Annotated in this window: 27 protein-coding genes; 16 read left to right on the plus strand and 11 right to left on the minus strand. The window is 63.2% G+C overall.

Going from position 1 to position 26,975, the window contains the following annotated elements:
• Nucleotides 1–9: 9 nt before the first annotated feature.
• Nucleotides 10–1,437, minus strand: coding sequence for an MFS transporter (locus tag AMC88_RS06040; protein ID WP_064824978.1), 1,428 nt, complete (start codon nucleotides 1,435–1,437; stop codon nucleotides 10–12).
• Between the two features lie 101 nt (nucleotides 1,438–1,538).
• On the opposite strand from AMC88_RS06040, the gene AMC88_RS06045 reads away from it, so the two are divergent.
• Nucleotides 1,539–2,162 carry a helix-turn-helix transcriptional regulator gene (locus AMC88_RS06045; RefSeq protein WP_012483083.1) on the plus strand — a complete coding sequence of 208 codons (624 nt, stop codon included), beginning with the start codon at nucleotides 1,539–1,541 and terminating at the stop codon, nucleotides 2,160–2,162.
• 285 nt (nucleotides 2,163–2,447) lie between these two features.
• On the opposite strand, the gene AMC88_RS06050 is transcribed toward AMC88_RS06045, so the two are convergent.
• Entirely contained in the window at nucleotides 2,448–3,659 is a 1,212-nt protein-coding gene (locus AMC88_RS06050) for an MFS transporter (RefSeq protein ID WP_012483084.1), read from the minus strand.
• A 489-nt stretch (nucleotides 3,660–4,148) separates the two neighbouring features.
• On the opposite strand from AMC88_RS06050, the gene AMC88_RS06055 reads away from it, so the two are divergent.
• The gene (locus AMC88_RS06055) at nucleotides 4,149–5,156 is read left to right on the plus strand and encodes an asparaginase (protein ID WP_012483085.1); all 1,008 of its coding nucleotides are present in this window, start codon (nucleotides 4,149–4,151) and stop codon (nucleotides 5,154–5,156) included.
• On the opposite strand, the gene AMC88_RS06060 is transcribed toward AMC88_RS06055, so the two are convergent.
• Nucleotides 5,157–5,912: a DeoR/GlpR family DNA-binding transcription regulator gene (locus AMC88_RS06060; RefSeq protein ID WP_041683574.1), complete on the minus strand. Its 756-nt coding sequence runs from the start codon at nucleotides 5,910–5,912 to the stop codon at nucleotides 5,157–5,159.
• A gap of 141 nt (nucleotides 5,913–6,053) precedes the next feature.
• Here AMC88_RS06060 and AMC88_RS06065 point away from each other — a divergent pair, with 141 nt between their 5' ends.
• Nucleotides 6,054–6,410, plus strand: coding sequence for a hypothetical protein (locus tag AMC88_RS06065; RefSeq protein WP_010007611.1), 357 nt, complete (start codon nucleotides 6,054–6,056; stop codon nucleotides 6,408–6,410).
• Nucleotides 6,411–6,659: 249 nt separating this feature from the next.
• A complete protein-coding gene (locus tag AMC88_RS06070; protein ID WP_012483086.1) occupies nucleotides 6,660–7,280 on the plus strand; it encodes a glutathione S-transferase family protein in 621 nt (206 codons plus the stop codon).
• Between the two features lie 45 nt (nucleotides 7,281–7,325).
• Here the strand turns inward: AMC88_RS06070 and AMC88_RS06075 are convergent, their stop codons facing one another.
• The 4 genes from AMC88_RS06075 to AMC88_RS33995 all read right to left on the minus strand — a co-directional run bounded on the left by AMC88_RS06075 (nucleotide 7,326) and on the right by AMC88_RS33995 (nucleotide 9,406).
• Nucleotides 7,326–7,733, minus strand: a complete 408-nt coding sequence (locus AMC88_RS06075) for a type II toxin-antitoxin system VapC family toxin (RefSeq protein WP_010025678.1) — start codon at nucleotides 7,731–7,733, stop codon at nucleotides 7,326–7,328.
• Nucleotides 7,733–7,987: a type II toxin-antitoxin system Phd/YefM family antitoxin gene (locus tag AMC88_RS06080; RefSeq protein ID WP_004676069.1), complete on the minus strand. Its 255-nt coding sequence runs from the start codon at nucleotides 7,985–7,987 to the stop codon at nucleotides 7,733–7,735. Before AMC88_RS06080 ends, AMC88_RS06075 begins: the two co-directional genes overlap by 1 nt.
• A 103-nt stretch (nucleotides 7,988–8,090) precedes the next feature.
• Nucleotides 8,091–9,068: a phosphodiester glycosidase family protein gene (locus AMC88_RS06085; RefSeq protein ID WP_064824980.1), complete on the minus strand. Its 978-nt coding sequence runs from the start codon at nucleotides 9,066–9,068 to the stop codon at nucleotides 8,091–8,093.
• A gap of 143 nt (nucleotides 9,069–9,211) precedes the next feature.
• On the minus strand, nucleotides 9,212–9,406 hold the full coding sequence (locus AMC88_RS33995) for a hypothetical protein (RefSeq protein WP_064824981.1): 195 nt from the start codon (nucleotides 9,404–9,406) through the stop codon (nucleotides 9,212–9,214).
• 134 nt (nucleotides 9,407–9,540) lie between these two features.
• Here AMC88_RS33995 and AMC88_RS06095 point away from each other — a divergent pair, with 134 nt between their 5' ends.
• A complete protein-coding gene (locus AMC88_RS06095) occupies nucleotides 9,541–10,437 on the plus strand; it encodes a LysR substrate-binding domain-containing protein (RefSeq protein WP_004676067.1) in 897 nt (298 codons plus the stop codon).
• Between the two features lie 106 nt (nucleotides 10,438–10,543).
• Here the strand turns inward: AMC88_RS06095 and AMC88_RS06100 are convergent, their stop codons facing one another.
• Nucleotides 10,544–11,209: a glutathione S-transferase family protein gene (locus tag AMC88_RS06100; protein ID WP_064825820.1), complete on the minus strand. Its 666-nt coding sequence runs from the start codon at nucleotides 11,207–11,209 to the stop codon at nucleotides 10,544–10,546.
• Between the two features lie 230 nt (nucleotides 11,210–11,439).
• On the opposite strand from AMC88_RS06100, the gene AMC88_RS06105 reads away from it, so the two are divergent.
• Both AMC88_RS06105 and AMC88_RS06110 read left to right on the plus strand, forming a co-directional pair.
• Nucleotides 11,440–11,679 (plus strand): hypothetical protein, encoded by a 240-nt coding sequence (locus AMC88_RS06105; RefSeq protein ID WP_012483092.1) that lies wholly within the window; start codon nucleotides 11,440–11,442, stop codon nucleotides 11,677–11,679.
• 18 nt (nucleotides 11,680–11,697) lie between these two features.
• Nucleotides 11,698–12,162, plus strand: a complete 465-nt coding sequence (locus AMC88_RS06110; RefSeq protein WP_012483093.1) for a YbhB/YbcL family Raf kinase inhibitor-like protein — start codon at nucleotides 11,698–11,700, stop codon at nucleotides 12,160–12,162.
• A 70-nt stretch (nucleotides 12,163–12,232) separates the two neighbouring features.
• Here the strand turns inward: AMC88_RS06110 and AMC88_RS06115 are convergent, their stop codons facing one another.
• Nucleotides 12,233–13,600, minus strand: a complete 1,368-nt coding sequence (locus tag AMC88_RS06115) for a TIGR03808 family TAT-translocated repetitive protein (RefSeq protein WP_041683575.1) — start codon at nucleotides 13,598–13,600, stop codon at nucleotides 12,233–12,235.
• 231 nt (nucleotides 13,601–13,831) lie between these two features.
• Here AMC88_RS06115 and AMC88_RS06120 point away from each other — a divergent pair, with 231 nt between their 5' ends.
• Nucleotides 13,832–16,126 carry a sensor domain-containing protein gene (locus AMC88_RS06120; protein WP_012483095.1) on the plus strand — a complete coding sequence of 765 codons (2,295 nt, stop codon included), beginning with the start codon at nucleotides 13,832–13,834 and terminating at the stop codon, nucleotides 16,124–16,126.
• Between the two features lie 12 nt (nucleotides 16,127–16,138).
• Here the strand turns inward: AMC88_RS06120 and AMC88_RS06125 are convergent, their stop codons facing one another.
• Nucleotides 16,139–16,861, minus strand: a complete 723-nt coding sequence (locus AMC88_RS06125; protein ID WP_012483096.1) for a LuxR family transcriptional regulator — start codon at nucleotides 16,859–16,861, stop codon at nucleotides 16,139–16,141.
• A gap of 461 nt (nucleotides 16,862–17,322) precedes the next feature.
• Between AMC88_RS06125 and AMC88_RS06130 the strand changes: the two genes are divergently transcribed.
• The gene (locus AMC88_RS06130) at nucleotides 17,323–19,113 is read left to right on the plus strand and encodes a methyl-accepting chemotaxis protein (RefSeq protein WP_012483097.1); all 1,791 of its coding nucleotides are present in this window, start codon (nucleotides 17,323–17,325) and stop codon (nucleotides 19,111–19,113) included.
• 18 nt (nucleotides 19,114–19,131) lie between these two features.
• On the opposite strand, the gene AMC88_RS06135 is transcribed toward AMC88_RS06130, so the two are convergent.
• Nucleotides 19,132–20,103, minus strand: a complete 972-nt coding sequence (locus tag AMC88_RS06135) for a glycerophosphodiester phosphodiesterase family protein (RefSeq protein WP_012483098.1) — start codon at nucleotides 20,101–20,103, stop codon at nucleotides 19,132–19,134.
• A gap of 114 nt (nucleotides 20,104–20,217) precedes the next feature.
• Between AMC88_RS06135 and AMC88_RS06140 the strand changes: the two genes are divergently transcribed.
• The 7 genes from AMC88_RS06140 (at nucleotide 20,218) to AMC88_RS06170 (ending at nucleotide 26,945) form a co-directional block, all read left to right on the plus strand.
• Entirely contained in the window at nucleotides 20,218–21,024 is an 807-nt protein-coding gene (locus tag AMC88_RS06140) for an alpha/beta fold hydrolase (RefSeq protein WP_064824982.1), read from the plus strand.
• Nucleotides 21,025–21,070: 46 nt separating this feature from the next.
• The gene (locus tag AMC88_RS06145; RefSeq protein WP_012483100.1) at nucleotides 21,071–22,081 is read left to right on the plus strand and encodes a ligase-associated DNA damage response exonuclease; all 1,011 of its coding nucleotides are present in this window, start codon (nucleotides 21,071–21,073) and stop codon (nucleotides 22,079–22,081) included.
• A gap of 264 nt (nucleotides 22,082–22,345) precedes the next feature.
• Nucleotides 22,346–23,971, plus strand: coding sequence for a cisplatin damage response ATP-dependent DNA ligase (locus tag AMC88_RS06150; protein WP_064821617.1), 1,626 nt, complete (start codon nucleotides 22,346–22,348; stop codon nucleotides 23,969–23,971).
• A 119-nt stretch (nucleotides 23,972–24,090) separates the two neighbouring features.
• The gene (locus tag AMC88_RS06155) at nucleotides 24,091–25,014 is read left to right on the plus strand and encodes an alpha/beta hydrolase family protein (protein ID WP_041683860.1); all 924 of its coding nucleotides are present in this window, start codon (nucleotides 24,091–24,093) and stop codon (nucleotides 25,012–25,014) included.
• Nucleotides 25,015–25,083: 69 nt separating this feature from the next.
• Nucleotides 25,084–25,287: a hypothetical protein gene (locus AMC88_RS06160; RefSeq protein ID WP_004676044.1), complete on the plus strand. Its 204-nt coding sequence runs from the start codon at nucleotides 25,084–25,086 to the stop codon at nucleotides 25,285–25,287.
• A 54-nt stretch (nucleotides 25,288–25,341) separates the two neighbouring features.
• Nucleotides 25,342–26,040 carry a nucleotidyl transferase AbiEii/AbiGii toxin family protein gene (locus AMC88_RS06165; RefSeq protein WP_010024957.1) on the plus strand — a complete coding sequence of 233 codons (699 nt, stop codon included), beginning with the start codon at nucleotides 25,342–25,344 and terminating at the stop codon, nucleotides 26,038–26,040.
• Between the two features lie 98 nt (nucleotides 26,041–26,138).
• Nucleotides 26,139–26,945, plus strand: coding sequence for a L,D-transpeptidase (locus tag AMC88_RS06170; RefSeq protein ID WP_010024956.1), 807 nt, complete (start codon nucleotides 26,139–26,141; stop codon nucleotides 26,943–26,945).
• The last annotated feature ends 30 nt before the right edge of the window (nucleotides 26,946–26,975 follow it).

Here is a 26,975-nt window from a genome sequence, read left to right on the forward strand (position 1 = left end):
GGCGCCTTTTCAATTTCGACTGTCTCTCAGCGTCATCGCCGCCGCAATCGCGACGATGCCGGGCAGCGCCATCGCCGCATAGAGCCAGTGCGCCGCCGACAGCGCGCCCAATATGCCGCCCGGTTCGACGAGGCCGGCGCCATTGGCGATGACGCCGGCGATGGCCGCACCGAAGGCGCCGCCGAGCGAACTCATCGTCGGGATTGCCGCCGAGGCCTTGTCCTGTTCGTTGCTGGCGACGAGTTTCAACACCATGGCGACGAGATGCGCCCAGCCGAGGCCGATGCCGAAGCCCATCATGAATATCGCGATCGCCGCCGGCACAATCAGCGGCAAATGCCCCTGCGGATTGTCCCGGGCGAGGAGGACGGCCAGCGAAGCGGTCGCCACCGCCTCGATCAGCGCGCCGGCAACGATCGCCGCATGGGCTTGGCCGCCGGTCAGGGAGCTGCTGAGGAAGGCGGCGAAGGTCCAGCCGAGTGCGACGAGCGCCACGAGATAGCCCGACATCAGCGGTGTCACCCCGTGCAGGCTCTGCAGGAAATAGGGAATGAAGACGTCGCTGACGAGCACGAGGGTCATGGCCAGCATCGTCAGATAGACGCGGGAAATCGGCTTCGACAGGCTGACGGCGCCGGACGGCAGCAGCCGGTTGCGGCTTCGGGCCTCGATGAACAGCATGGCCGATACCGCGATGAACGCGGCGGTGATGAGGGCGGCTTTGATGGCTGTCGCCTCGATCGCGCCGGCGGCGCTGATCATCAGCACGGCGGCAAGAAGCAGCCCGATCTGGGCAACCGGCGTCTTGAGCTGCTCGCGGTCGTCCTCGACCTCGGGCAGGAGCCGCGGTGCCAGCGCCGCCATCACGAGGCCGAGCGGCACGAGCACGATGAAGGCGTAGCGCCAGCTGCTGCCGGCGGAAAAGAAGCCGCCGAGCGTCGGGCCGATGACGGTCGAGATCCCCCAGATCGCCGCGTAAAGCGTCGTCGCCTTCGGCCATAAGGGTTCGGGGTAGACGAAGCGGATGAAGGCGTAGCCGAGGGCCGCAAGCGCCCCCGTGCCGAGCCCCTGCAGCGCCCGGCCGATCAGCACTACCGGCATTGACGGGGCGATTGCGGCGACCAGGCTGCCCGCGCCGAAGACAAGGGCGGCGATCACATAGACGCCGCGCAGCGTAATCCCCCGCGGCCGCATGGCGACGAAGATAGAACCGAGCACGGCGGCGGCGACGAACAGGCTTGTCACCCAGGAAAACAGGGCAAGACCGCCAATATCGCGCACGATCGAAGGAGCGATGGTCGCGGTGACGTAGCTCTCGACCGCATAAAGCGTCACGCCGCCGGCCAGCATCAGCGTTGCCGCCAAGTGCTCGGGAAGGAACAGGCGGAAGACGGAGCTGGCGTCCGGAAGGGCGATGGTCTGGTCGATTTTGGACATGGGAGAACCCCGACATTTTCGCTGGCGAGAAATGATATTCCAAGTTATAAATTGGAAAATTACATGCAGCCTCGATTAAAGCAAGACTTGACTTGGAAAATATGCGCCAATCCCCAGCCGTCAGGATTCTGATCCTGATCAAGACCGAGGGTCCCCAGCTTGCCGCCGCAATCGGCGATGCGCTCGGCATCTCGGGCGAGGCCGCCCGCCAGCAACTGGCTAAGATGGCGGAGGAGGGGCTGGTGGAACCGGTGACCGTCGCCGCCGGCGGCCGGGGACGGCCGCGTCAGCTCTGGCATCTGACTGCGGCCGGCAACCGCCGCTTTCCCGACGGCCATGCCGAACTGACGGCAAACCTGCTCGCCACCCTCACCGAACAGCTTGGCGCCGCAGCGCTCGACACCGTCATCTCGGCCCGCGAGACCGAAACCCTGAAGCGCTATCGCCGAGAGCTTGAGACTGCCGGCGACCTTGCCGCCCGCGTCGAGGGCTTAGCCGCTATCCGCACCCGCGAAGGCTATATGGCCGACAGCTGGCGGGAGGCCGATGGCTCTTTCATGCTGGTCGAAAACCACTGTCCGATCTGCGCGGCCGCATCCGCCTGCGCCGGCTTCTGCCGCTCCGAGCTCGAAACCTTCCGGGCCGTCCTCGGCGCCGAGGTCGAGCGCAGCGAACACATCCTCGCCGGCGCCCGCCGCTGTGCTTATCGCATCACGTCGCGTTGAGGCGGAGCCGCTGAAGGGGCTGCGTTTCCGGCGCGTGTCGCCCTGTCCCTGCCGCGAATGTGTCTTTCGCGATAGGCGCCACCCTCTCTTCCGTCGTCCTCGGGCTTGACCCGAGGACCCAAGCGGCTTCGACTTGTAGCGAGCATGGATCCTCGGCTCAAAGGCCGAGGATGACGGAATGTGGGGTGAGGTTCCGGCCTGGCGATCACCGACGCACCGCCGGTGGCGCGCGACGTTTCCTCTGCGCTCACACTGTGGATCATGTCGCTTGCAAGCGACCGCACATCAAGCCGGCTGCCGCGCCTGGCGCCGCTCGCTTTCGAGATAGAGCAGCGCTCCGATCGCCGCCAGACCGGCGCCGGCGCCGACGAAGGCGGTGCCGGAATAGTTGGTGATGCCGGTGCCGAAGGCGAAGAGCCCGGCGGCGATGCCGGTGCCGATGAAACTGTTGAGCGAGATCAGCGAGGTTCCGAGCCCCGGTCGGTCGGCGATCAGGTCCTGCAGATAGGTGATCGGCACGCTGAGGATCGCCGCCGCCCCGCACGCGTTGAGGAGGAGCAGCGCATAGACGTGCCAGCGCGCCGAGGCAAAGCCGAGCAGCATCAGATAGGTGCAGTAGATCAGCGCGCCGAAGGCGAGCACATGCACGGTGCGGAAGCGCCGTTGGGCAAAACCCCACATCATCATGAACGGCATTTCGAGAAAGGCCGTCAGCCCGGCCATGAAGCCGACATCGACCACGGTTCCGCCGGCCGCATGGGTGATGATCAGCGGCGAGAGCATGCCGTTCAGCCGCTGCAGCCCGAAGAGCAGCGACATAACGACGACGCGCAGCAGCACGGTGGGCATGAAGATGCGTTTCAGTGACGCCAGAAAGCCGACGTGATCGGGGGCGGGACCGGCGGTGCCGTTGCCGGGCGCGAAGAGGAAAAACAGGCAGAAGCAGACGAGGCTTGCGAAGGCCGCGATCCCATAGGCCGGGGTCATCGATGCCGAATTGGCGAGGTAAAGGCCGATCAGCCCCGGCGCCAGCGCCCAGGAGCCGGAAAACAGCGCCCGCACCGTCGCCGTCACCGCCGCTGCCTGGCCGCGCTCGATCTGGTTGGTCCTGGCGCGCAGGCTGGCGAAAAGCAGCGAATAGGTGGAATTGCTCATCGGCACCAGCAGCAGCGTCGACACGATGAAGATGGCCGGGCTGTGGATGATCGCGATCGAGCCGAAGCCGAGCATGCCGGCAACCGACAGCGCCAGCACCAGCGGCCGCCGCTCCTTCAGCCTGTCCGACCAGATGCCGAGCGTCAGGCTGGTCGTCACGTTGACGATTGCCGAGAAGAACACCAGCGCCGAATAGGCGCCGTTGCCGAGACCCAGTTCATTGATGCCGATGATCGACTGGTAGGGCACGGTCGAGGCATAGGTAAAGGCGAGCGCGACGAGCGTCACGGTGGGAATGCGGATCCTCTTATCGCCAAGGATCAAGGGAAAACTGGATGACATGGGAGCGGTTCCTGATGCGCCACCTTTAGCCGGAATCGGACACATCAGGGAAACGATAGTTTTCGATCGTCGCGGTCAATTTTTGTGATGCATTCCGCTCAGATATGGGCTGCCAAACTGGAGAGCCAGAAGTCGATTTGCCCGAGTGACGGAGGTTAAGGCTGGACGGCAGCATAGTGATCCTGCCAAACCGCCCTCTTCAACCTCCGTCATTCCAGGCCTTGAGCCTGGAATCCATGGGACGGTGCGACGGAGGCCAGCCTGGGTCCTCGGGTCGAGCCCGAGGACGACGGAGAGTGGAGGGAGATCCGTGGCAAATCCAATGGTGGCGATGGATGACGGAAGCTGGCGGGATGTCTCCCGGACAATAGCCGGCGCTCCCAAGACAGGCCGCTGGCCCTGCGACGGGCAGCCTAGCCCAAACCCCGTTGGCTTTCGCGCCCTGACGCGTTATGCCTGCGGCATCCCACCAGCATCCGGATGAGAGCCATGACCAATCCCGTCGCCGTCGAAGTCACCCGTGGTCTGCTTGTCGAAAGCCGTCATCGTGGCGCGGTGGCGGTCGTCGATGGCGATGGCAGCCTTGTCTTTTCGCTCGGCGATGTCGAGGCCGCCGTCTTCCCGCGTTCTGCCTGCAAGGCGATGCAGGCGCTGCCGCTCGTCGAAAGCGGTGCAGCCGATGCCTATGGGTTTGGCGACAAGGAACTGGCGCTCGCTTGCGCCTCGCATAATGGCGAGGACGAGCATGTGGCGCTTGCCGCTTCCATGCTGGCGCGCGCCGGCCGGAATGCGGGAGCCCTGGAATGCGGCGCCCATTGGTCGATGAACCAGAAGGTCCTGATCCAGCAGGCCCGCACGCTGGAGGCGCCGACGGCGCTGCACAACAATTGCTCCGGCAAACATGCCGGCTTCATCTGCACCTGCTGCCACCGGGATATCGATCCGACCGGCTATGTCGGTTATGAGCACCCGCTGCAGGTCGAGATTCGCGCGACGATGGAAAGCTTGACCGGCGCCGTTCTCGGCGCGGAAAGCTGCGGCACCGACGGCTGCTCGATCCCGACCTATGCCGTGCCTTTGCGCAGCCTTGCCCACGGTTTTGCCAAGATGGCGACCGGCATCGGCCTGGAGCCTTTGCGCGCCAAGGCATCCCGCCGCCTGATCGAGGCCTGCATGGCCGAGCCCTTCTATGTCGCCGGCTCCGGGCGTGCCTGCACGGCGCTGATGCAGATCGCCCCGGGTCGCATCTTCGTCAAAACCGGCGCCGAGGGCGTCTTCTGCGCCGCGATCCCGGAAAAGGGCATCGCCATCGCGCTGAAATGCGAGGACGGCGCCACCCGTGCCGCCGAAGCCATGGTGGCCGCGACACTCGCCCGTTTCTTCGAGACGCAAGAGACGGTGCATGCCGCCCTGACGGCCTTCGCCGCAACCGCGATGCGCAACTGGAACGGCATCCATGTCGGCGATATCAGCGTTACCTCGGCTCTTGCCGAATGACTATGCCGCGGCGATCGTGTTGTTGAGATCGCGATAGGGCTTCAGCCGTTCGGCCGTCATCTCCGCCGGCACGATCAGCCCCGCCACCTCGGAAATTCCAAGCACCGGGCAGGGCGAGACGAGGTCGAACTTCTCCTGCGTCAGCAGCACATGCGCTTCGGCCGAGCGGCGGGCGATATGGCGTTTGATCGCCGCTTCCTCGAAATCGCCGGTGGATAGGCCGTGCACCGGATGGGCGGCGGTGACGCCGAGGAAGAACAGGTCGGGGCGCAGCTGCGAGATTGCCGCCATCGCCGCTGCCCCGGTCGCCACCATCGAATGTTTGTAGAGCCGGCCGCCGGTCAGGATCACCTCGGCCGTCGGATGGTGCTCCAGCTCGGCCGCGATCGTCGGGCTGTGGGTCGCAACCGTCAGCGGCATGTCGCGCGGCAGATGCCGGGCGATCTCCGCCGTCGTCGTGCCGCCGTCGAGGAAGATCATCTGCCCCGGCCTGATCATCGCCGCCGCCGCCGCCCCGAGCCGCGCCTTGATCTCGGACGAGACGCTGCGGCGGGCGGTGAAATCGGGCAGATCGGGCGATAGCGGCATCGCCCCGCCATGCACGCGTTTCAACAGCCCTTCGGCGGCCATTTCCCTCAAGTCGCGCCGGATCGTGTCCTCTGAAAGCGAAAATTCCCCGGCGACGCGCTTGGCGATCACCTGGCCGTCACGGCGCAATATGTCGAGGATCAAGGCCTTGCGTTGCGTCGTCAGCATCATCTCTCCGCACGAAATTAAACGAGATAGCGTGATCTTGCATGAAATGACTCGACATTCAAGAATTATCGTGCATTTTCGGGAAGTCCCGTGCATGAGGCCGGGAGTGCTCACGCATAGGGCGGAGCGAAGGAGTGGATCATGTTGATTTTGATTGCCGGCCCTTACCGGTCGGGAACCGGCGACGACCCGGAAAAGATGGCCGCCAACCTGAGGCGGCTGGAGGAACCCTCGCATAAGCTGTTTGCGGCTGGCCACGTGCCGATGATCGGTGAATGGGTGGCGCTGCCGATCTGGCACGCCGCCGGCGGCACGTCGGTTGGCGATGGCCTCTACGAAGAGATCTTCCACCCGGTCGCCGGCCGGCTGCTGCAGCTCTGCGAGGGCGTACTGCGCTTGGCCGGCGATTCCAAGGGCGCCGACAACGACGTGCGCATTGCGAGGGAACGCGGCATCCCGGTCTGGCACCGGCTGGAGGATGTGCCGGGCTGCGGGTGAGGGCGAGTTTGTGCCGTGATTTGCCCCTCACCCTAGCCCTCTCCCCGTCAAACGGGGAGAGGGGACATGCCCCGCGAGATGTGGGCGAGGGACGGAGAGGTCACGGCTTGCCCCCTTCGCCCCGCAAGCGGGGAGAAGGTGCCGGCAGGCGGATGAGGGGCGTCCCCACCCAGTGTCAAAACTGCCATCTCTCCAGTTCCGGCATCGCGACGGCTGCGCTATACACTTCCCGAAAGGGAGACGACAACCATGCTGACTTTGTACTACGCGCCGGGAACCTGCGCGCTCGCAAGCCTGATTGCCCTGGAAGAATCCGGCCTGGGCTTCGAAACGAAAAAGCTCAGCCTGCGCGATGGCGAGCAGCGCACGCCCGGCTATCTGCAGATCAATCCGAAGGGACGGGTGCCGGCGCTGGTCACCGACCGCGGCGTCCTGACGGAAACGCCGGCGATCCTCGGTTTCATCGCGGAAAGCGCGCCGGCCGCCAAACTCGCGCCGCTCGGCGATGTCTTCGAAATGGCGCGGCTGCAGTCCTTCAACAACTATCTCTGCTCGACCGTGCATGTGAACCATGCCCATCGCCCGCGCGGCTCGCGCTGGGCCGACGATCCGGCGGCGCTCGAGGCGATGAAGGCGAAGGTGCCGCAGAATATGGCGGATTGTTTCGCCCTGATCGAAGAGACGATGTTCAAAGGCCCCTGGGTGATGGGCGAGACCTATTCGCTCGCCGATCCCTATCTCTTCGTCATGACCGACTGGCTGCCCTCCGACGGCGTCGACCCCGCCCGCTTCGCAAAGGTCAGCGCCCACCACGCCCGCATGCTGAAGCGCCCCGCCGTTCAGCGCGCGCTCGCCTACGATCGCGGCTGATCGCTGACCTGAGGCCCGCGGGGCAGGGGCGCAGAATCCCGGAGGTCATGCCGAGGGTTCCCAAGGGTCGATCACCGATACGCCGGTGTCATTGAAGTCGCCGACATTGCGGGTGACGACGATCAGATCATGGACGATGGCGGTCGCGGCGATCAGTCCATCGATGTCGCCGCGCGGCCGGATCGCGGCGATTCGGCCCCATTCCACGGCGATCTGATCTGTTACCGGCAGGATGCGGGCGCCGTGATCATGGCGCAGCTTGCGCAGCCACTCGGCGAGGTGGCCTGCGGCCTTCGGATCCGACTTCTGTTTGAGGGCAATGCCGCGCATGATCTCGCCAAGGGTCAGGGCGCTCAGATGGATGCTCAGCGGGTCGACGGAGCGCAGCCAGGTAACCGCCTGCGGCGTGCCGCGCCGCGCCTCCGAGACGATATTCGTATCAACCAGATACATCAGAAGGTCACGCTACGGCTTGGGTTCTTGGCCCGAGCTTCCACCGCATCGGCAAGCTCGTCGTCCCAGGCAGGACCGCCCAGCAGATCGTCGACGAGCGTCGGGCGGCCGGCGCGCAGGGCGTCGTAATCGCGGGCGGATAAGACGACAGCCGTCCGCTCTCCGCGCAACGTCACCACCTGCGGCCCCTCATCTCGCGCCCTCTGAACTACCTTCGAGAACTGATTCTTGGCGTCCTGCAACTGCCATTCCATGAGACGTCTCCTGGCTAGACTGTCTAGCTATTTACGCCGGGAAAAGCGGCAGGTCAATGCGCGCGTCATCGGCTGGGCGCCTTTCAGCGCAGTGCCGATCGACCTATTTCCGCTCGACCGTCAGCACCATCGGCATGGCCCAGTTGGCTTCGGAAATCGGCCAGCGGAGCAGGCTTACTGTGTTGCCGTCCGCCTGAGACTCCCACCGTGCGTAGAATTTTTGCCGATAGCCATTCAGCCGCACGCTCCGGCAGGCGACGGGACCGCCGTCAAGATTGAGCGCGACCTTGAGATTGAGCGGCGAGGTCTTGAGAAACTGTGCCAGCCGGTCGAGGGAAAAGAACGCTTCCTTTGTCGTCCCGATGACGACGCGCCCCAGATCGTCTTTGGCGACAAACGTACGGTTGGCGAGCCAGCGGCTTTTCACATTCACATGCGTTTGCCCGTCATCGCCGATCAGGAGCGGATAGGAGACCATTGCGTTCGACGCGCCGACAAAGGCTGTCTGCCAATCCTGATGCGAGAGGTCACGGATCTCGGCAGTGTCTTTATCGGCAGTGAAGGCGCCGGCCCGCGCGTCATACTGCCGAGGACCCATCGCAATGCCTTCGCTGATGAAAGGCGTATCGGGCCTGCCATGTTTGTCGAAATAGCTGCCGTTGACGATGAGCACGGCGTTCGGCAAAGTCTTTTCCCATTCGTCGATGCCCTTATCGCCCGCAGCCGCATTATGCGTGACGAATCGAAAGCGGGCCGGGTCAACTCGGCTTAGAAAGATCCGGTCGACTTCGCGGCCATCGGCAAGAACCGGCAGCTCCGCCACCTCGAAGCCCGGCTCCGGCTCCTGCCAGACCAGCGGCCCGGGCAGGACCGCCGGGATCACGGGGCTCAACGCCAAACGCATGGAGGCGGAAAGGCGATCGTCGTCAGGTTTCATGTCGGTCCAATAGGTCCCGCCGCGCCGCAAGACGGTGTTGAAACCGTAAACACCCGCGACCTGCCAGAGCCAGCCGGCACCGACGACAATCACGACCGTGAAAATTCCGAGGAGTCCGAATAGGATTTTTCGAATGGATGGCACTGAAAATCTCTTTCTGAAACAGATAGGCTTCGCGACGCCGAGACGTGGCTCGCGCGAATGCAGGTGCCAAGTAAGGTTTTTCTACGGCGACGCGCATTTTGTGGGCCGAGACAGAGCGATTCTGCAAATGAGCGGCAGCCGTCTCATGCGCCTGTTGTCAGCGGCGTCCTAGTCTCTGCGCTTGCGTCACTCTCCATTCCAAGTGGCAGATCAGCGATTTCGCGCAACGACATGTGCTTGATCTCGGGGTGTCGCAGCGGATCGTCCTTCCAGATTGGAGCGGTGTCCCCGCCGTCCGTGGCAAGGGCGGGCTTCAAGAAAAACTTCAGCAATGACATGGCATGCCTCGCTTTCTCCAGCGGTGACGTAAATGGTGATCCCGCACCGGCTGGGATCGCCTATGCCACCAATCTGTGCGCCGGCAGCCAGATTTTCAATTGAGATTACCGAGGCGCTGTTATAGAAAAACTATATGAAGAACCTCAACACGGTGCACCTCAACGGCCTCAGGGCGCTCGACGCCGTCGGCCGTCTCGGCTCGCTGCAGGCGGCCGCCGACGAGCTTGGCGTCTCGGTCGGCGCCGTCAGCCAGCAGGTGATCAAGGCCGAAGCGCAACTGGGGCAGGTGATCTTCGAGCGCACCGCCCGCGGCATGATCGCCACCGAAGCCGGCCGGCCGGTGCTGCATGCGCTCGACGAGGGTTTTGCCCGTCTTTCGGCGGCGGTGTCGATCGCCAGCCGCAAGGACGATGCGATCCTGACGATCTCGGTGGCGCCAGTCTTCGCCGCCCGCTGGCTCGTCTGCCGGCTCGATCGTTTCGCCGAGCGACATCCCGACATCAAGCTGCGGCTGGATGCGACGCACAATCTCGTCAATCCGGCGCTTGGCGATGTCGATATCGGCATCCGCGTCGGCGCCGGCAAATGGCCAGACGTGAAGGCCGAACTGCTGCTGCAACAGGAGGTCTTTCCTGTCTGTTCGCCCGAAATGGCGGCGAAATTGAAAGAGCCCGCCGATATCCTGAAGCTGCCTGCCATCATCGATGGCCATGCCATGTTCGGCTGGGAGGTCTGGATGCGCGAGGCGGGGCTATCGGGCGCCACGCCTGTGACCCGTCACGTCTTCAACGACGCCTCGCTCTGTCTCGATGCGGCGATCGCCGGCCAGGGCGTGATGCTTGCCTGGCAGACGCTTGCCGCCTTTGCGCTGGCCGAAGGCCGGCTGGCGGCTCCCTTCGGCATTCGCGCAAAGACCGGTTTCGGCCATTATTTCATTGCCGCCGAGGGTGCGCGCGAGCCGAAGAAGGTCAAGGATTTCAAGGCGTGGATCCGCGAAGAAATGGACGGTACGCTCGCCTTGTTCCGCTAAAGCATGTCGCGCAAAACTGTGCAGCGGTTTCCCAGGCACAGCGCGAAGCGCGTTTGCCGCAACGACATGCGCAAAAACAAAAAGCTAAAGCGCGACGCGCTTTAGATCAAACCTCGATCGGTTCCTTGCCGCGCGTCTCCTGCATTCTCTTGTAAGCGGGGCGGGACTGGCAGCGCTCGATCCAGGCCTTGACGTTCGGATGGGCGTCTAAAAGCGCTGCCTCGCTCTGGGCATAGCGCAGCACCTCGGCAATGTTGAGATCGGCGACGGTGAAGCGGTCGCCGACGATCCACGAACGGCCGGCAAGCTGGCTTTCGAGCGCCGCAAGCGGCCGGCGCAGCCCGTAGCAGGCGGCCGCGATCGTCTCCTTGCCCTCGGCGCTGTTTTCCAGGCCGTTATCATAGGTCAGCACGATCCGGACCGAATGCGGCTCGACCTGCGAGGCCGCCCACACCGTCCACATCGTCAGCAATCCGTCTTCCTCGACGGTTTGGCCCGACAGCGGCCCGCCATGTTTGCGGGCGAGGTAGAGATTGATCGCCAGCGACTCGTGCATGACGAGGTCGCCGTCGGCAATGCTGGGGATCTGACCCATCGGATTGACGGCGGCGAACTCGGCCGAATGGGTGTTGAGCGGCGCCCCCGCGGCGAGCGGGTCGGCGAGCCGCCTGGCCTGCAGCACCGGCACAGAGCGGAATTCGAGCCCGAGCTCTTCCGCCATCCAATAGACGCGCGAGGCGCGTGAACGATAGACCCCGTAAATTGTCAGCATCACCATATCCCCTTGATGTGTCGGAGAAACCGTAATCGCCCGATCTCCCTCGGAAAAGTCGTCGTCGCTGATGGAATGATGAAAGCTTTTGATAGGGCTGCGTAACTCCGGAAATCACAGGCAGAATTGCCCGGCCCCGGGGAACAATGAGAGGGCCGGCGGGTTCGACCCTGATGCTGGCGCCGGCGAGGCGTCCAAAGAGGGCATGTGCTCAGACAAGGAGGAATGTCATGACGGGGAAAAAGACCCATGAGCAGCAGCTTCGCGTCATCGAAAAACGCGAGAAAACCGCAAACGCCGATGATGGTTTCGACGCCGAAGCAGATCTGCAACGCAATGCGCAGGCGAAAGAAGCCCTTCGCAAAGGCCGCGATCTGAAGCCCGATCCGGATGCGGGGAACGATGATCGCACGATCACGCGCGGCCGCAACCAGGAAAGTCAGCATAAGAAGGGAAGCGGTCGTCCCTGAGACGATAAGGAGACTGTCATGACTTTGACATTGATCAGCAAAGCCTTTGCGCAGGATCAGCCGATTCCGAGGAAATATGCCCGTGCCGGCGAGAATCTCTTTCCGCCGCTCGCCTGGAGCGGCGCCCCCGACGAGACCATGAGTTTTGCCCTGGTGATCGAGGATCCGGATGCGCCGCGCGGCACCTTCCGCCATTGCGGCATCGCCAATATCCCGGCGCAATGGAGTGAACTCGCCGAAAGCGCCGACACCGCACCCGAACAGGCGCCGCGTTTTTATAAGAACGATTTCGGCAACGCCCGTTACGACGGCCCGCAACCGCCGGCCGGCGATCGTCCGCATCACTATATCTTCCGCCTCGCCGCCCTTGACGTGCCGAAGCTGTCGATCCCCGATGCCGCCGGCATCAGCGCCATGTGGGCGGAGGCAAAGAAGCATGCCTTGGCGGAAGCGACCGTCACCGGCACCTATCAGACGCAGTGACGACGGTGTGAATTCACTTGCGTGAGGTTTTGCCGCGGGCAGAGCCGCGGTCGAAGGCGGCTTCCGGCCGTCAGGATACGCGGTTTCGCTCGATGGTGAGCTGCGCATAGGGCGAGCCGCCGTCCGCCAACTCGCCGGAGACTTTCTTCTCCCACGCGAAGCCGAGAACCGCGCCGTCCCTGGTTTCCTGGAAGACATTGTCGGTGATGACGGCCGTGCCGGCGCCGTCGGCGACCGAGACGGCGCAGCCGACCGGGGCCTTGCGCACCACATTGCCGCTGACGACGACATTGCGCAGGTAGGCGCCCCAGCCGATCTGCAGTCCCCAGCGCGGCGCCCCTTCGATCACATTGGCCGACACCAGCGTATCGGCCTCCGCCGCGATGCCGATGCCGAAGCCGACCTCGTGCTGGTAGGGGCCCTTCAGCGTCAGGTTGCGCACGACATTGCCGGTGACGCTGGCAAGCCTGCCACCCTCGTCGAAATTGGCGATCGAGATGCCGTTGGCCGCCCCATCGATCAGATTGGCGGAGACCACGGCACCCTCGAAGGCGAATTCGACATAGATCGCCGTCTCGCCGGACCGCCGGCACTGGTTGCTGCTGATCTGGATGTCCGAGGCTGAGTTGGCGCGGATCGCCGTAAAGGCGCAGTCGGAAATATGGTTGTTCACCACCATCACCCCGTCGGCGCGGAAGATGTTGATGCCGTTGCCGTTCTGGCCGGTGCCGCCGTCATTGGCGCGGATGTTGGAAATACGGTTGCCTGATACCACGGTGCCGTCTTCCGCCTTCTTCCAGCGATGCACGAGAATGCCGCCATTGCCGCAATCGGCGATCGTATTGCCGGTGACCGAAAGATTGGCCGAATCGATGGCGTAAAGCCCGGATTGGGCAGCGCCTGAGATGCGGCTGCGTTCGATCCGCCCGCCGCAGCGCTCCAGCTGCAGGCCGTGCTTGCGGCTGCCGCCGATCTCGCAATTGTCGATCAGCACCTCGTCGACGCCGGTAAATTGCAGGAGCCCGCCGGCATAATCGCCGAGCCAGCGGTTGCTACCGTCGATGACGAGATTGGAAAGCTCGATGCGCCGCACATTCCCGGCCGCGAAGAGATGGCCGTCGCCGGTATAGACGATCCGCGACGCGCCCGGCACGCCCGTAATGCGAGTGTTGTCCGGCAAGGTGAGATTGGAGATCCGGTAGGTGCCGGGCGGCAGGAAGACCTGCACATTCTCGGCCGCCGCCCGCTTGATCATCTGCTCCAGGTTGCGGGCCTTGCGGTCGCCGCTTTCGGGAACGGCGCGATATTCAACCGCGTCGATCGCGCCGCGCAGGTCGGGCTGGGCGGCTGCCGTCAGCGGCGAGGCCAGCGCGCGCGACGCCCCGCCCGCAACCGCTGAGGCGGCGAGAAAGAGAAGCATGTCGCGGCGTGAAGGCATTCCGGGCGCTCCTGTCATGGCGCCCCCGTAGCAGGAAACGTGCCATTCCGCCTGTCTTCTTTTGGCACAGACTTTTCCGCAGCATGCGAAATTGCGCGTGCGGGCGCGGTTGAGGGCAGGATCTCGCCGCCTATTTTGGCGTGTTGTTCACTCTGTCACTTAAGCAAGCCGAAGGACTTCAGGACTACTTTGAAGGGAAATGACGATTGCGGGGCCGGGGAGAATGGGGTTATGCACGAAACAGTCAGGCGATGGGAATCTGCCGAGGCTCTGACGGCCGAAACGCGGCGCTTCGTCGCCGCGACCGAGGCAATGTTGGCGTCGACCGCCCACCACCTCTCCGAGGGCGTCGAGAATCTGCGCCTGAAAGCGATCATCCACGAACTGCCCGATTTCCTCTACGTCAAGGATCGTGACAGCCGCTTCGTCTTCGCCAATGCCGTCACCGCCAGCAACCTTGGCTTCGGGAGTGCCGAAGAGCTCACCGGCAAGCGCGATTTCGACCTGTTCGATTTCGAGGTGGCGCGCCGTCATTTCGATATTGAGCAGCAGATCATGGCGACCGGCCAGGCCCGGATCGACATGGAGGAAACGGTCGTTCTTCCAGGCAGCCCCCGGCCGGTATGCCGGCTGACCTCGAAGATTCCGCTGCGCAACGAACGCGGCGAAATCGTCGGGCTGATCGGTGTGTCCCGCGATATCACCGAACGCAAGCTCCAGGAGGATCTCCATCGCGGCCAGGCGAAACTGCTGGAAATGATCGCCCGCAACGAGCCGCTGCCAATGGTCCTCGAGGCGCTGGTGCTGATGATCGAGGCGCAACTGACCGGCATCGACGGATCGGTGCTGCTGCTCGACAGCGAGGGCACCAGACTCTATCACGGCGCGGCTCCCAATCTGCCCGGCGGCTACAGCCGCCTGATCGACGGCGTCACGATCGGTCCCAAGGTCGGCTCCTGCGGCACCGCCGCCTGGCGCGGCCATCCTGTCATCGTCGAGGACGTGATGAGCGACCCGCTGTGGGAGGATTTCCGCGCGCTGGTAGCGCCCTTCGGCTTCCGCTCCTGCTGGTCGACGCCGATCGCCACCTCTGAGAATAATGTGCTCGGCACCTTCGCGCTTTATTCCAGGGAAGTCCGCCGCCCCACAGAGCATGAAACGAAGTTGGTGGCGCTCGCCACGCACATCGCCGGCATCGCCATCGAGCGCAAGCGGGTCCACGACCGCATCCATTTCATGGCCCATCATGATGATTTGACCGGCCTGCCGAACCGCGCCTTCCTGAAGGAGCGGCTGGCCAATATTCTCGATCAGGCCCGGCGCAACAACCGCAAGGTCACCGTCGCCTATATCGATCTCGACAATTTCAAGGACATCAATGACGGCCGCGGCCACGCCGCCGGCGACGAGGTGCTGAAGGAGATCGCCACCCGCATGGCCAACAGCGTCCGCGCCTCCGATATGGTGGTGCGGCTCGGCGGCGACGAATTCCTCGTGGTGCTCGTCCACCAGTCGAGCCACGATGCCGGCATTGCGCGGCGCCTGCGCGAGTTGCAGAAGGCGATCAACCGGCCGATGCGCGGCGAGAGCGGTGATATCGCCGTTACCGCCAGCATCGGCGTCGCCGCCTTCCCCGTCGACGGCGCAACCGCCGAAGAGCTCCTCGCCAATGCCGACCGCGCTATGTACCGGGCCAAGCAGCTCGGCCGCAATACGCTGCAGCATCACGATGGCGCCAGCACGTCGGTCGGCATGCCGCTCGGCGAGCAGGAGGAGCTCCACCAGGCGATCACGGGCGATCAGTTGTTCCTGGAATATCAGCCGCAGGTCGATGTCGCCACCGGGCGCATCACCGGCATCGAGGCGCTGGTCCGCTGGAACCATCCGGCCAAGGGCAGGGTGCCGCCCGTCAATTTCATCCCGCTCGCCGAAGAGACCGGCCTCATCGTTCCGCTCGGCCTCTGGGTGCTGAACGAGGCCTGCCGCCAGGCGCGCGCCTGGCAGGATATGGGCCTCGCGCCGCTGACGATCGCCGTCAACGTTTCGGCCAAGCAATTCGCCGATCCGGATTTCGCAAGCCATGTCGCCGAGGCGCTGGAGCGTCACCGCCTGCAATCCCACTGGCTGGAACTCGAGGTCACCGAAAGCGTGGTGATGCAGGATGCCGAACGTGCGCTGGCGATGATGGCATCGTTGCGGGCGCTCGGCGTGCGCCTGTCGATCGACGATTTCGGCTCCGGTTATTCCAGCCTTGCGGCGCTGAAGACCTTCCCCTTCGACCGGCTGAAGATGGACCGCTCGCTGGTCGAGGCCCTGCCGGGCGACAAGACCGCCGTCGCCATCGCCTCCGCCGTCATTTCGCTGGCGCAGACGCTGAAGCTTTCGGTTCTTGCCGAAGGCGTAGAGACCGACGCTCAGATGGATTTCCTGCGGCAGGCGCATTGCGAGGAGGCGCAGGGCTACCGCTTCTCGAAGCCCGTTTCGCCCGAGGCGGCTACCCTGTTGCTGCAGACGCAGTCGATGTGACCGAAACGCGCTCTAAACCCGAATGATATTGAGACGCAGAGCGCTGACGACCGCCTGTGTTCTCGTCGTGCATCCCAGCTTCTTGATCACGCTGCCGATATGATTGTTGACCGCATTTTCCGACAGATCGAGAAGCTTGGCGATTTCGCTGCTCTTCCTGCCCCCGGCCGTCAGCCTCAGGCAGTCCAGCTCGCTCGACGTAAAGGCAATCGGCTTGTGTTTCTCGTTCAAGGTCAGCTGTGAGAGCCGATCATAGATGAGTGTCGCGATAAACAGGATCTTCGCCATTTCGAGCATGGTGAAATTCCGGGACCCGGAAATCGACATCGCACCGCGTCCGCCGGCGGCATCGTGAACGGGAAAATAGGCTCCCTTTTCCATGCCGTACCGCCTGAACAAATCGATGACCGTGGACTTCTTGCCCTCTCCGCGGTCAGTGTTGATCGCCTCGACATCGTAGTTGAAGGGGCTGGTCGATCTCAGCATCCGCCGGATGACCGGACTGTCGACCATCAGGTTATGGGAGTCATAATAATCGACCATCTCCGCCGGCCAGTTGGTGATGATCTTGGTCGCGCCAATCTCGACAAAATCGACCGTCGGCAGCGTCATGATCAGGAAAGCGGTCATTCCCAGACCCTGAGTGAGACCCTTCATATATTTGAAGACTTCATAATGCGTGTTGAAGCCCGCGGCTGCTTCCTCAATTCGATTGAACTGGGCCTCGAGCTCCATGTCTTTCTCCAATCACCAGATTCTTCCGGCGGATTGGTCGCTGATGTGCCGACCGAATCCGCCCGTGCGATCGCCGATTTTTGCGCGCTCAAGTTGCGGTGCAACATGTCGCTGCAGAGGAAGTCGGAGTGCCCGCTACCGGGAACACCAAGAATTAGAACGATTGATGCTTAACAGACAGTAAATGCACCGTTCGGTTTTCGGGGCCGGTTAGGCGAGAAATTGGCGCCGGGAGATTTCACGTTGGCACTGGAACTCCGCTAGTGCTGCGGCCTAAGTCACTGATTTTATACGAGTTTTTTTGTTGTCACCCAGACGCGGTCGGCGCGTCGGATGGATGTGTGCGGTTAATGGATACTTAAAGAATTTAATGGATTTTATTTTCGGGGTGCTTGTCCGGCGAAGCCCATCACGGGTGGTCGCGGCAATCGAGCGCGTGGATTTTGAGTAAGGGGAACAGAATGAAAAATTTAGCATTGGGCTTCGGATCTGACGCCAAGGCCATACTGGCCGCAATGAGCAGGTCACAGGCGATCATCGAATTCGACCTTACCGGCAAGATCCTGACAGCCAATGCCAATTTCTGTGCCGCGCTCGGCTACCAGCTGTCTGAGATTGTCGGACAGCACCACCGGATGTTCGTCGAGCCGGCAGAAGCCTCGTCGGCCGAGTATCGCGAGTTCTGGGCGAGGCTCGGCCGAGGCGAGTTCGATCAGCGCCAGTACAAGCGCATCGGCAAGGGTGGCAAGGAAATCTGGATCGAAGCCTCTTATAACCCCGTCTTTAGTGGCGGAAGACCATACAAAGTAGTGAAGTTCGCCACCGATATCACCAAGCAGAAGTTGCAAAGCGCTGAAGATGCCGGCAAGTTGAGCGCACTGTCGCGCGCCCAGGCCATTATCGAGTTCACGCCCAAAGGCGAGATCCTGACAGCGAACGAAAATTTCCTGTCGGCGCTCGGCTATCAGCTTGCGGAAATCCACGGCCGTCATCATTCCATGTTCTGCGACAGCGCTTACGCAAACAGCGAGGATTATCGGCGTTTCTGGGAGCGTTTGTCAGGCGGGGAGTTCGTGGCTGACGAATTCCTGCGCATCGGCAAGGGTGGAAAAAAGGTCTATATCCAGGCCTCTTACAATCCGATCTTCGATATGAACGGCAAGGTGTTCAAGGTCGTCAAATTCGCGACTGACGTTACTGCCCGCGTCAACAATGTCGATCAGCTTGCGGCGTCTTTGATGGGCCTGGCCGGCGGCGATTTGACCCAGGAGGTCGCAACACCATTCATTCCGACACTGGAAAGGCTCCGCACCGATTTCAACGCCGCGGCCACCAAGCTGCGCACAGCGATGCAGGTCGTGGCTCAAAACGCGACGGGCATCGCTGCCAGCGCCCAGCAGGTTCGTTCAGCCTCGGACGATTTGTCGAAGCGCACGGAACAGCAGGCGGCCTCCGTCGAGGAAACCGCAGCCGCCCTTGAAGAGATCACCACAACGGTCTCCGATTCGAGCAACCGCGCCCAGGAAGCCGGCCAGCTGGTTCGAAGGACGCGCGAGAACGCCGAGCGTTCCGGCGCGGTGGTCCGCAGCGCCGTCGATGCGATGGGCAAGATCGAAACATCGTCCGCAGAGATCGGCAACATCATCGGCGTCATCGACGAAATCGCCTTCCAGACCAACCTCCTGGCGCTTAACGCCGGCGTCGAGGCGGCGCGCGCGGGCGATGCCGGCAAGGGTTTTGCGGTGGTCGCGCAAGAGGTTCGCGAGCTTGCTCAAAGATCGGCCAAGGCGGCAAAGGAGATCAAGGAATTGATCGGGGCCTCCAACGAGCATGTGAAGAGCGGCGTGACGCTGGTCGGCGAAACGGGCAAGGCTCTCGAAGAGATCGTCGCCCAGGTTCAGCAGGTCAACAACAATGTTCTTGCGATCGTCGAGAGTTCAAAGGAGCAGGCGACTGGGTTGAAGGAAATCAACACCGCCGTCAACACCATGGACCAGGGCACACAGCAGAACGCCGCCATGGTGGAGGAATCGACGGCTGCCGCACATAGCCTCGCGAAGGAAGCCGACGCGCTTTTCCAGCTGCTGGGCCAGTTCAATATCGGCGGCCCAGCCTCACGCCAGCAGCGCCCCGCCATGGCAACTGCCGCTTCCAGGCCCGTCGCATCGGCGCCGCGGGCAATGGCTGCGAAGGTCGGCGCAGCCTTCCATGGCAACGCGGCAGTCGCCGGCGGCGACTGGGAGGAGTTCTGAGGCGGGCGGCGCTCCGCCTTATTCCAGGAGCCGTCCGATCGTCTCGATCTCATTCGTCCAAATGCCTGCCGCATAGTTTTGCGGTAGCCGCGCCAGCTGTGCGGGATCGTCGATGCCGGTGGAGAAGTCGTTGCCGCGATAGGGGCCGAGCACGAAGACCTCGGTTCCGGCATCCTGCATGCGGTTGAGGAAGCGATCGGGCCAGCCCCAGAGCAAGGGAGCGATATTGATCGGCACCAGCATCATCCGCTGCTTGCAGGCCTCCGGCATGAGGCCGGTCCAGCCATAGCCGATATAGCCGAACAGGCAGCCCTTCAGGCTCTGGCGCGAGGCGGTCTTGATATCGGGCACGCGTTGGCGGATGACGTCGATCGGCTCGTCGCCGCCATAGACGATGATCTCTGCCCGTCGCGCGGGTGAAAGTCCGTTGAGCACACCAGCGAGCTTTTCGCCCTCGGATGGATCGCGGCTCTTGACGTTGATGAGGAATCGCCGATCCGGAAAGGTCGACAGCACCTCGGCCAGCGTTGGCATCATGCCGATGCCGCGGCCGCGGAAGGGGAAGCTCTTGCCGCCGTCGGCCGTATAGCCGTAGCCGATGTCGAGCTTCCGCATGTCAGCCATCGAATGTTCGCGGGTAACGCCGTGCCCGTCGGTGCGGCAGTCCAGCGTCCAGTCGTGGAAGACGGCGAATTGCCCATCCGTCGTTGGATGCACGTCGATCTCGACGATATCGGCGCCGGCGGCAAAGCCAGCCTGCATCGAGCGGATCGTATTCTCGAGATAATCGTGTTTCGGCGGCAGCATGCGGCTTGCCGTGCAGGTATCGTTCTTCAGATCGGTTTCGTCGAAGCGCTGGGCGATGCCGCGATGGGCGAGCAGCACCGGCTTTCCCGGCCGATGCACGGCAAGCAGGCTGCTATTGTTGAGATAGGTGGCGGCCGCGGCGAGCGCGACCGCCGCCGCGCCATAGAAAAGCTTCCTGCCCATATTGCTCCCCCAGATTGCATCGAAGAAGACAACAGCTAGAAAGCGATTCTGGTTGTTCTTGGGCTGTTTTCCGGCTTTTCTATGCGCGGTTATCTCAGGAGAGGACTGGCATCAATGGAACAACAGGACGACGAACTCATCCGTTTCGAAGCCCATGGCGCCGAACCCTTGCCGCCGGCTTCTATCGAAGGTCATGTCGGACGCGCCGGCGCCCGCATCTGGTATGCGAGCTACGGCGCCGGCCCTGCCGTCATCCTGCTGCATGGCGGCCTCGGCCACAGCGGCAACTGGGGCTACCAGGTCCCGGCGCTGCTCCAAAGCGGGCGCCGCGTCGTGCTGATCGATAGCCGCGGCCATGGCCGCAGCACGCGCGATGCCCGTCCCTATAGTTATGAGCTGATGGCATCCGACGTGCTTGCGGTCATGGACGAACTCTCTCTTGAGAAAGCGGCCTTTGTCGGCTGGAGCGACGGCGCCTGCATCGCGCTGATCCTCGCCGCGACGGCGCCGGCGCGTGTCGCGGGCGTCTTCTTTTTTGCCTGCAACATGGATCCGAGCGGCACCCTGGAATTCGTTGCGACTCCGGTCATCGACCGATGCTTCAGCCGCCACGCCAAGGATTACGCGGCCTTGTCCGCCACGCCGGACGATTTCAATGGCTTCATCGAAGCCGTCAGCCTGATGATGCGGACGGAGCCGAATTATCGGGCCGAAGACCTCAGCCGCATCCGCGTGCCGGTAGCGATCGTGCTCGGCGAACACGACGAGTTCATCAAGCCCGCGCATGCCGAATATCTCGCCCGCAGCATTCCGGACGCTCAGATGATCACTCTCAAGGGCGTCAGCCATTTTGCGCCGCTGCAGCGGCCGGCCGAGTTCAACGCCGCAGTGCTGTCCTTCCTCGACGGGCTCTCGTCTTGAAGCGCTCCCTCTGGCCTCGCGCCCATTTGCCGCTATCTCTTGCTGCATGAGAGCTGACGCGTTGCTTTATCCCGCCCCGGAAGGGCTCTATTGCCCGGAAGGCGGATTCTACGTCGATCCGGTGCGGCCGGTGGAGCGGGCGCTCGTCACCCACGGCCATTCCGATCACGCCCGACCCGGTCACGTGAACGTGCTCGCCACCCGTCAGACGCTCGACATCATGCGGCTGCGCTATGGCGAGGGCTTTTGTGGCAGCGAGCAGAGTGCCGGTTTCGGCGAGGAGCTGCTGATCAACGGCGTCAGGGTGAGCTTTCATCCCGCCGGCCACGTGCTCGGCTCTGCGCAGATCGCTATCGAGAAGAACGGCACCCGCATTGTCGTCTCCGGCGATTACAAGCGCCGTCCCGACCCGACCTGTGCGGCCTATGTGCCGATTGCCTGCGATGTCTTCATCACCGAGGCAACCTTCGGCCTGCCGGTCTTCCGTCATCCCGATCCGCTCGACGAGACCGGCAAGCTGCTGGCCTCGCTCCGCCAATTTCCCGAGCGCACCCATCTCGTCGGCGCCTATGCGCTGGGCAAGGCCCAGCGGGTCATCCGGCTGTTGCGCGATGCCGGTTATGCCGAACCAATCTATATCCACGGCGCCATGGAAAAACTCTGCGACTATTATATCGGCCAGGGCATCGATCTCGGCGAGCTGCTGCCGGCGACCATCGAAAGCCGCGACAGATCCGCCTTCAAGGGCGCGGTCGTCATCGGCCCGTCTTCGGCCTTCGCCGACCGATGGGCGCGCCGCTTCAACGAGCCGCTGCCGGCCTTCGCCTCCGGCTGGATGATGGTGCGCCAGCGGGCCAAACAGCTCGGCGTCGAACTGCCGCTCGTCATCTCCGATCATTGCGACTGGCCGGAACTGACGGAAACGATCCGGGAGCTGCACCCGGCCGAGGTCTGGGTGACCCATGGCCGCGAGGAGGCGCTGGTGCGCTGGTGCCAATTGCAGGGCATCAAGGCGAAACCGCTGCATCTGGTGGGCTACGAGGATGAGGCGGATTGAGATGAGCGTGCTGCGCGAAAACGCCTCTCCAGCCGACAGTTCCGCCATCGCCGGCACTTTGGATGTGGCAGCGACGCCTGCTCCACACTCCCTCATTCCTGTGCTTGTCACAGGAATCCAGCCACCGCGCGTCGGCGCGGTGAATGACTCACGCAACACCAAAGAGCCACCGGCGCCCAAGGACTTGGGCGCACTGGATTCCTGTGACGAGCACAGGAATGAGGGAGTTCCTATGGAGCCTCGTCATGCCCGGACGAGGCCCGCATGAAAGCCTTCGCCGACCTCCTCGACCGCCTCGTGCTGACCCCCAGCCGCAACGGCAAGCTCAAGCTGCTGACCGACTATTTCCGCGACACGCCCGATCCCGACCGCGGTTATGGCCTTGCCGCCATCGCCGGCACTCTGGAGGTGCGCAACGTCAAGCCGGCCATGCTGCGCGAGCTGGTGCTGGAGCGCATGGACGAGGTGCTGTTCCGCTATTCCTACGATTATGTCGGCGATCTCGCCGAAACCATCTCGCTCGTCTGGGATAATGAGCGCGATATAGACCGTTCCGCCCTTGCCCAGCCGCGCCTCGGCGAGGTCGTCAGCCGCATGAACGGGCTCGGCCGCACCGAAGTGCGCGGCTATGTCCGCGACCTGCTCGACCGGCTGGATTCCTCCGGCCGCTTCGCCTTCATCAAGCTGGCGACCGGGGCCATGCGCATCGGCGTCTCCGCCCGCCTTGCCAAGCAGGCGCTCGCCGATCTCGGCGGCAAGGACGTCACCGAGATCGAAACCCTGTGGCACGGCCTGCAGCCGCCTTATGAGGCATTGTTCCAGTGGTTGACGGGCGGCGGCGACAAGCCGGCGCTGGCGACGCCGGCGATCTTCCATTCCGTCATGCTCGCCAATGCGGTGGAGGAGGGGGATCTTACCGGTCTCGAACCGGGCGACTATGCCGCCGAGTGGAAATGGGACGGCATCCGCGTCCAGCTTTCTCGCTCCGGCGACCGGCGCAAGATCTATTCCCGCTCCGGCGACGATATCTCCGGCGCCTTTCCCGATATTCTCGACGCCATCAATTTTTCCGGCGTCGTCGACGGCGAGCTGCTGGTCGGCGGTACCGCCCGCTCCAACAGCCCGACCCGCACCTTCTCCGATCTGCAGCAGCGCCTGAACCGCAAGACGGTGACCGCAAGGATGCTCGACGATTACCCCGCCTTCATCCGCGCCTATGACCTGCTCTTCGACGATGAGGAGGATGTGCGCGGCCGCACCTATGTCGATCGCCGCGAGCGTCTCTCCGAGATCATCGACCGCGCCCCCCACGATCGCTTTGATCTGTCGCCGCTCGTGCCGTTCTCATCCTGGGAGGAGCTCGATGCTTTGCGCGCCGCCCCGCCCGATCCGGTCATCGAGGGAGTGATGATCAAGCGCCGCGACAGCATCTACCAGGCCGGCCGCATGAAGGGCCCCTGGTTCAAGTGGAAGCGCAATCCCTATAATGTCGATGCGGTGCTGATGTATGCCCAGCGCGGCCACGGCAAGCGCTCCAGCTACTATTCCGATTTCACCTTCGGCGTCTGGGCCGACGACGAGGACGGCGAACAGCTGGTGCCGGTGGGAAAGGCCTATTTCGGTTTCACCGATGCCGAGCTCGAGCTGCTCGACAAGTTCGTGCGCAACAATACGACGGAGCGGTTCGGCCCGGTGCGGGCCGTGCGCGCCGACAGGGATTTCGGTTTCGTCGTCGAGGTCGCCTTCGAGGGTATTAATCGCTCGACACGGCACAAATCCGGCGTCGCCATGCGCTTCCCCCGCATCGCCCGCCTTCGCCCCGACAAACCGCCCTACGAGGCCGACCGGCTGCGCACGCTGATAGCCATGATCGACGCCAAGCCAGGCTGAGTCGCGGGCCGCCTGCGCAACAATGACGCAGGGCGATATTTTCAACAGGATGTGTATTGGCGCCACCGCGGTTTCCGGTGCAAATCTTGCGAGCCGGGGAAATGATTTGGGTGCTGCGCATGAGCTCGCATGAACGAAATTCCTTTTTCCGCCAACGCCGTGCCGTGCTGGCGGGTCTTGCCGGCGCGCTCGTCCTGCCGCGTATGGCGGCCGCCTTCGATGTCCCGGACGAACCGCGCCTTGCCAAGCACGATTACGCCGAGGTTCGCCGCCGTTTTCGCACGAAGCTGCTGCAGAAGGGGCCGGCGCCCGACAAATACGAACCGCTGGCCGCGCCTGCCGACGCCGAGAAGATCTTCTACCGTTCCGGCTATGGCGGCGAGCTGGAGCTGGCGGCCTGGGTTTCCAAATATAAGCGTGAGCGTACGGCGAAGCCGGCCGTGCTTTTCCTGCATGGCGGCAATGCCATGGGCATCGGCCATTGGCAGCTGATGAAGCCCTATATGGATGCCGGCTATGTCGTGATGATGCCGTCGCTGCGCGGTGAAAACGGCCAGAGGGGCAATTTCTCCGGTTTTTATGATGAGGTCGACGACGTTCTCGCCGCGGCCGAGCGCCTGGCGCATCTGCCGGGTGTCGATTCCGGACGCCTGTTCATCGCCGGCCACAGCATCGGCGGCACGCTGACCATGTTGACGGCGATGAGCACCCATAAATTCCGTGCGGCCGCGCCGATTTCGGGCAATCCCAACGCCTTCCGCTTCTTCAATCGCTACCCCCAGGATATCCGCTTCGACGACAGCAATACGCATGAATTCGAAGTGCGTTCGGCGCTCTGCTACGCCCACAGCTTCAAATGCCCTGTCCGGGTCGTCCACGGCACCGAAGAGGCGCATTTCAACGATCGCGCCGACCTGCTCGCCCGCCGCGCCCGCGCCGCCGGCGCGCACATCGAAACCGATACCGTCGCCGGCAACCACACCTCGGCGCTGCCGGCCGAGATCGACCAAAGCATCCGCTTCTTCCGTGGCGTGGCAGCCTGATTTTCGCCGCCGCTTCAAATACAGGCCCATTGGGCCTATATTCCCGGTATGAAGACGGACGCAGAGACGATGATCGTGCCGAACGACTTCCCCGAGTTGAAATCGCTCGTTTGGAATCGTGACCCCGTGCGCGCGATCCCTGCCAGCGAAGCTTTCGCGCTGTATGAGCGCAACTGGCGTTTTGTCGATACCGGCCGGCTGACAGAACGGGAGATGCGGCTGATCCGCGATCTGGCTGCCGCCTATGGCAACGGCATTCTGCTCGTCTCCTGATTTTCCGTTCTTTATCCTTGATATCTAAGCTTATGCGGAAACCAGGTTGCCATTATGGAATTCAGACGTCCTGAACATCGCACCATCGCCGCGGCCCTCCGACTGATGCAGGCGGATTTTTTCCTGGCCAACAGATGTTGGTTTGCCGGCGGAACAGCCATTGTCATGCATCTCGACGAATACCGGCTGTCGCTTGATGTCGATTTCCTCTGTGCAGATGGGGAAGGATATCGCGTTTTGCGGACGGCGGCGGTGGAAAGCGGAGTAGGAGCCTTTTTCCGCGAGCCGGTCACGACACTCAGGGAGTTCAGGACGGACCAATACGGCGTGCGTACTGTCCTTACCCTCGAAAGCCAACCTATTCGCTTCGAAATCGTGCGTGAGGCCCGGGTGGCTCTTGAGGGTACTTTCGATTCAAGACTGAACGTACCAATGCTGTCGCTCCCCGATATGTTCGCTGAAAAACTGCTCGCCAATGCTGACCGCTGCCAGGACAGGGCTGTCGCTTATCGCGATGCCATCGATCTCGGCATGCTGCTCACCCGTTATGAGAAGATTCCCGCTGTTGCCGTTCGGAAAGCGACGGACGCTTATGGCCAGGACATTGAACGCAAGATCGGTTGGGTACTCGACAGACTCGAGGACGAGACGGAATTAAAACATGCCGCAGTTGTTCTGCAGATGGACAATGATCTTGCCGTGCAGGCGATCGCTGCGCTTCGCGGCGAAGCGCAGCGGCTCTGGGCGTTTTGATTTCTAAACTTGTCCCCCGACACCAGCCTCGCGCCAGCCGCGGATGCCATCGTCCGGCAGATATCGCTGTCTCGCCGATCGTTGATAAGGGTGGTTCCATGAATATTCTGCGCCGGGTCTTCCCGATTGCCGGGCTGGTGCTGGTCGCTGCGTCGCTCAGCGGCTGCAACATCCTCGTTCCCGATGTCGCCGCCGATTCGCCCGCCCGCTTCGTCCAGGAAACCTCGCCGGTCTTCTATCAGCCGCCCGGCGTCGATCCGCGCCGCGTGCGGCCGATCCCCGATCAGCCGGTGCCGCAGACCCGCGAACTCTACAGGACCCAGTTCAACCAGACCTATGGTCTGCCGGTCACCAACCCCGTGCACGCGACCATGTATGGCGAACTGCGCGACGAGGACTTCACCCTGCCGGCCATCCCGGTCAGCCGCGTCCAGCCGCAATATCTGCGCCAGGAGGTCGATTACCAGACGGCCGAGCGCCCCGGCACCGTCGTCGTCGATACCAAGGCGCGTTTTCTCTATTTCGTCGAGGGCAACGGCAAGGCGATGCGTTACGGCGTCGGCCTCGGCCGCGACGGTTACGCCTGGTCGGGCCGCGGCGTCATCCAGTGGAAGCAGAAATGGCCGCGCTGGACGCCGCCGGCCGAAATGGTCTCGCGTCAGCCCGATGTTCGCGCCTTTTCGGCCGAGAATGGCGGCATGAATCCGGGGCTGCAGAACCCGCTCGGCGCGCGCGCCATGTATATTTTCAAGGACGGGCAGGATACGCTCTATCGCATCCACGGCACGCCCGACTGGCAGTCGATCGGCAAGGCCACATCGTCCGGCTGCGTGCGCATGCTGAACCAGGATGTCGTCGATCTCTATGACCGCCTGCCTGCCAGGGCCGAGATCGTTGTGATGTAGCGCTGCAACAGCGCTCGTCATATCGTCGGC

Source organism: Rhizobium phaseoli (assembly GCF_001664385.1).
Classification (GTDB): domain Bacteria; phylum Pseudomonadota; class Alphaproteobacteria; order Rhizobiales; family Rhizobiaceae; genus Rhizobium; species Rhizobium phaseoli.

What these genes read in the sequence shown, in the direction of transcription:
- AMC88_RS06075 (WP_010025678.1), bottom strand. Translation starts at nt 7,733, where the DNA reads ATGTATCTGGTTGATACGAATATCGTCTCGGAGGCGCGGCGCGGCACG.
- AMC88_RS06065 (WP_010007611.1), top strand. Translation starts at nt 6,054, where the DNA reads ATGTTGATTTTGATTGCCGGCCCTTACCGGTCGGGAACCGGCGACGAC.
- AMC88_RS06040 (WP_064824978.1), bottom strand. Translation starts at nt 1,437, where the DNA reads ATGTCCAAAATCGACCAGACCATCGCCCTTCCGGACGCCAGCTCCGTC.
- AMC88_RS06140 (WP_064824982.1), top strand. Translation starts at nt 20,218, where the DNA reads ATGGAACAACAGGACGACGAACTCATCCGTTTCGAAGCCCATGGCGCC.
- AMC88_RS06070 (WP_012483086.1), top strand. Translation starts at nt 6,660, where the DNA reads ATGCTGACTTTGTACTACGCGCCGGGAACCTGCGCGCTCGCAAGCCTG.
- AMC88_RS06095 (WP_004676067.1), top strand. Translation starts at nt 9,541, where the DNA reads ATGAAGAACCTCAACACGGTGCACCTCAACGGCCTCAGGGCGCTCGAC.
- AMC88_RS06165 (WP_010024957.1), top strand. Translation starts at nt 25,342, where the DNA reads ATGGAATTCAGACGTCCTGAACATCGCACCATCGCCGCGGCCCTCCGA.
- AMC88_RS06150 (WP_064821617.1), top strand. Translation starts at nt 22,346, where the DNA reads ATGAAAGCCTTCGCCGACCTCCTCGACCGCCTCGTGCTGACCCCCAGC.
- AMC88_RS06050 (WP_012483084.1), bottom strand. Translation starts at nt 3,659, where the DNA reads ATGTCATCCAGTTTTCCCTTGATCCTTGGCGATAAGAGGATCCGCATT.
- AMC88_RS06105 (WP_012483092.1), top strand. Translation starts at nt 11,440, where the DNA reads ATGACGGGGAAAAAGACCCATGAGCAGCAGCTTCGCGTCATCGAAAAA.
- AMC88_RS06055 (WP_012483085.1), top strand. Translation starts at nt 4,149, where the DNA reads ATGACCAATCCCGTCGCCGTCGAAGTCACCCGTGGTCTGCTTGTCGAA.
- AMC88_RS06135 (WP_012483098.1), bottom strand. Translation starts at nt 20,103, where the DNA reads ATGGGCAGGAAGCTTTTCTATGGCGCGGCGGCGGTCGCGCTCGCCGCG.
- AMC88_RS06120 (WP_012483095.1), top strand. Translation starts at nt 13,832, where the DNA reads ATGCACGAAACAGTCAGGCGATGGGAATCTGCCGAGGCTCTGACGGCC.
- AMC88_RS06080 (WP_004676069.1), bottom strand. Translation starts at nt 7,987, where the DNA reads ATGGAATGGCAGTTGCAGGACGCCAAGAATCAGTTCTCGAAGGTAGTT.
- AMC88_RS06160 (WP_004676044.1), top strand. Translation starts at nt 25,084, where the DNA reads ATGATCGTGCCGAACGACTTCCCCGAGTTGAAATCGCTCGTTTGGAAT.
- AMC88_RS06145 (WP_012483100.1), top strand. Translation starts at nt 21,071, where the DNA reads ATGAGAGCTGACGCGTTGCTTTATCCCGCCCCGGAAGGGCTCTATTGC.
- AMC88_RS06110 (WP_012483093.1), top strand. Translation starts at nt 11,698, where the DNA reads ATGACTTTGACATTGATCAGCAAAGCCTTTGCGCAGGATCAGCCGATT.
- AMC88_RS06100 (WP_064825820.1), bottom strand. Translation starts at nt 11,209, where the DNA reads ATGCTGACAATTTACGGGGTCTATCGTTCACGCGCCTCGCGCGTCTAT.
- AMC88_RS06155 (WP_041683860.1), top strand. Translation starts at nt 24,091, where the DNA reads ATGAGCTCGCATGAACGAAATTCCTTTTTCCGCCAACGCCGTGCCGTG.
- AMC88_RS06125 (WP_012483096.1), bottom strand. Translation starts at nt 16,861, where the DNA reads ATGGAGCTCGAGGCCCAGTTCAATCGAATTGAGGAAGCAGCCGCGGGC.
- AMC88_RS06060 (WP_041683574.1), bottom strand. Translation starts at nt 5,912, where the DNA reads ATGCTGACGACGCAACGCAAGGCCTTGATCCTCGACATATTGCGCCGT.
- AMC88_RS33995 (WP_064824981.1), bottom strand. Translation starts at nt 9,406, where the DNA reads ATGTCATTGCTGAAGTTTTTCTTGAAGCCCGCCCTTGCCACGGACGGC.
- AMC88_RS06170 (WP_010024956.1), top strand. Translation starts at nt 26,139, where the DNA reads ATGAATATTCTGCGCCGGGTCTTCCCGATTGCCGGGCTGGTGCTGGTC.
- AMC88_RS06130 (WP_012483097.1), top strand. Translation starts at nt 17,323, where the DNA reads ATGAAAAATTTAGCATTGGGCTTCGGATCTGACGCCAAGGCCATACTG.
- AMC88_RS06045 (WP_012483083.1), top strand. Translation starts at nt 1,539, where the DNA reads ATGCGCCAATCCCCAGCCGTCAGGATTCTGATCCTGATCAAGACCGAG.
- AMC88_RS06115 (WP_041683575.1), bottom strand. Translation starts at nt 13,600, where the DNA reads ATGCCTTCACGCCGCGACATGCTTCTCTTTCTCGCCGCCTCAGCGGTT.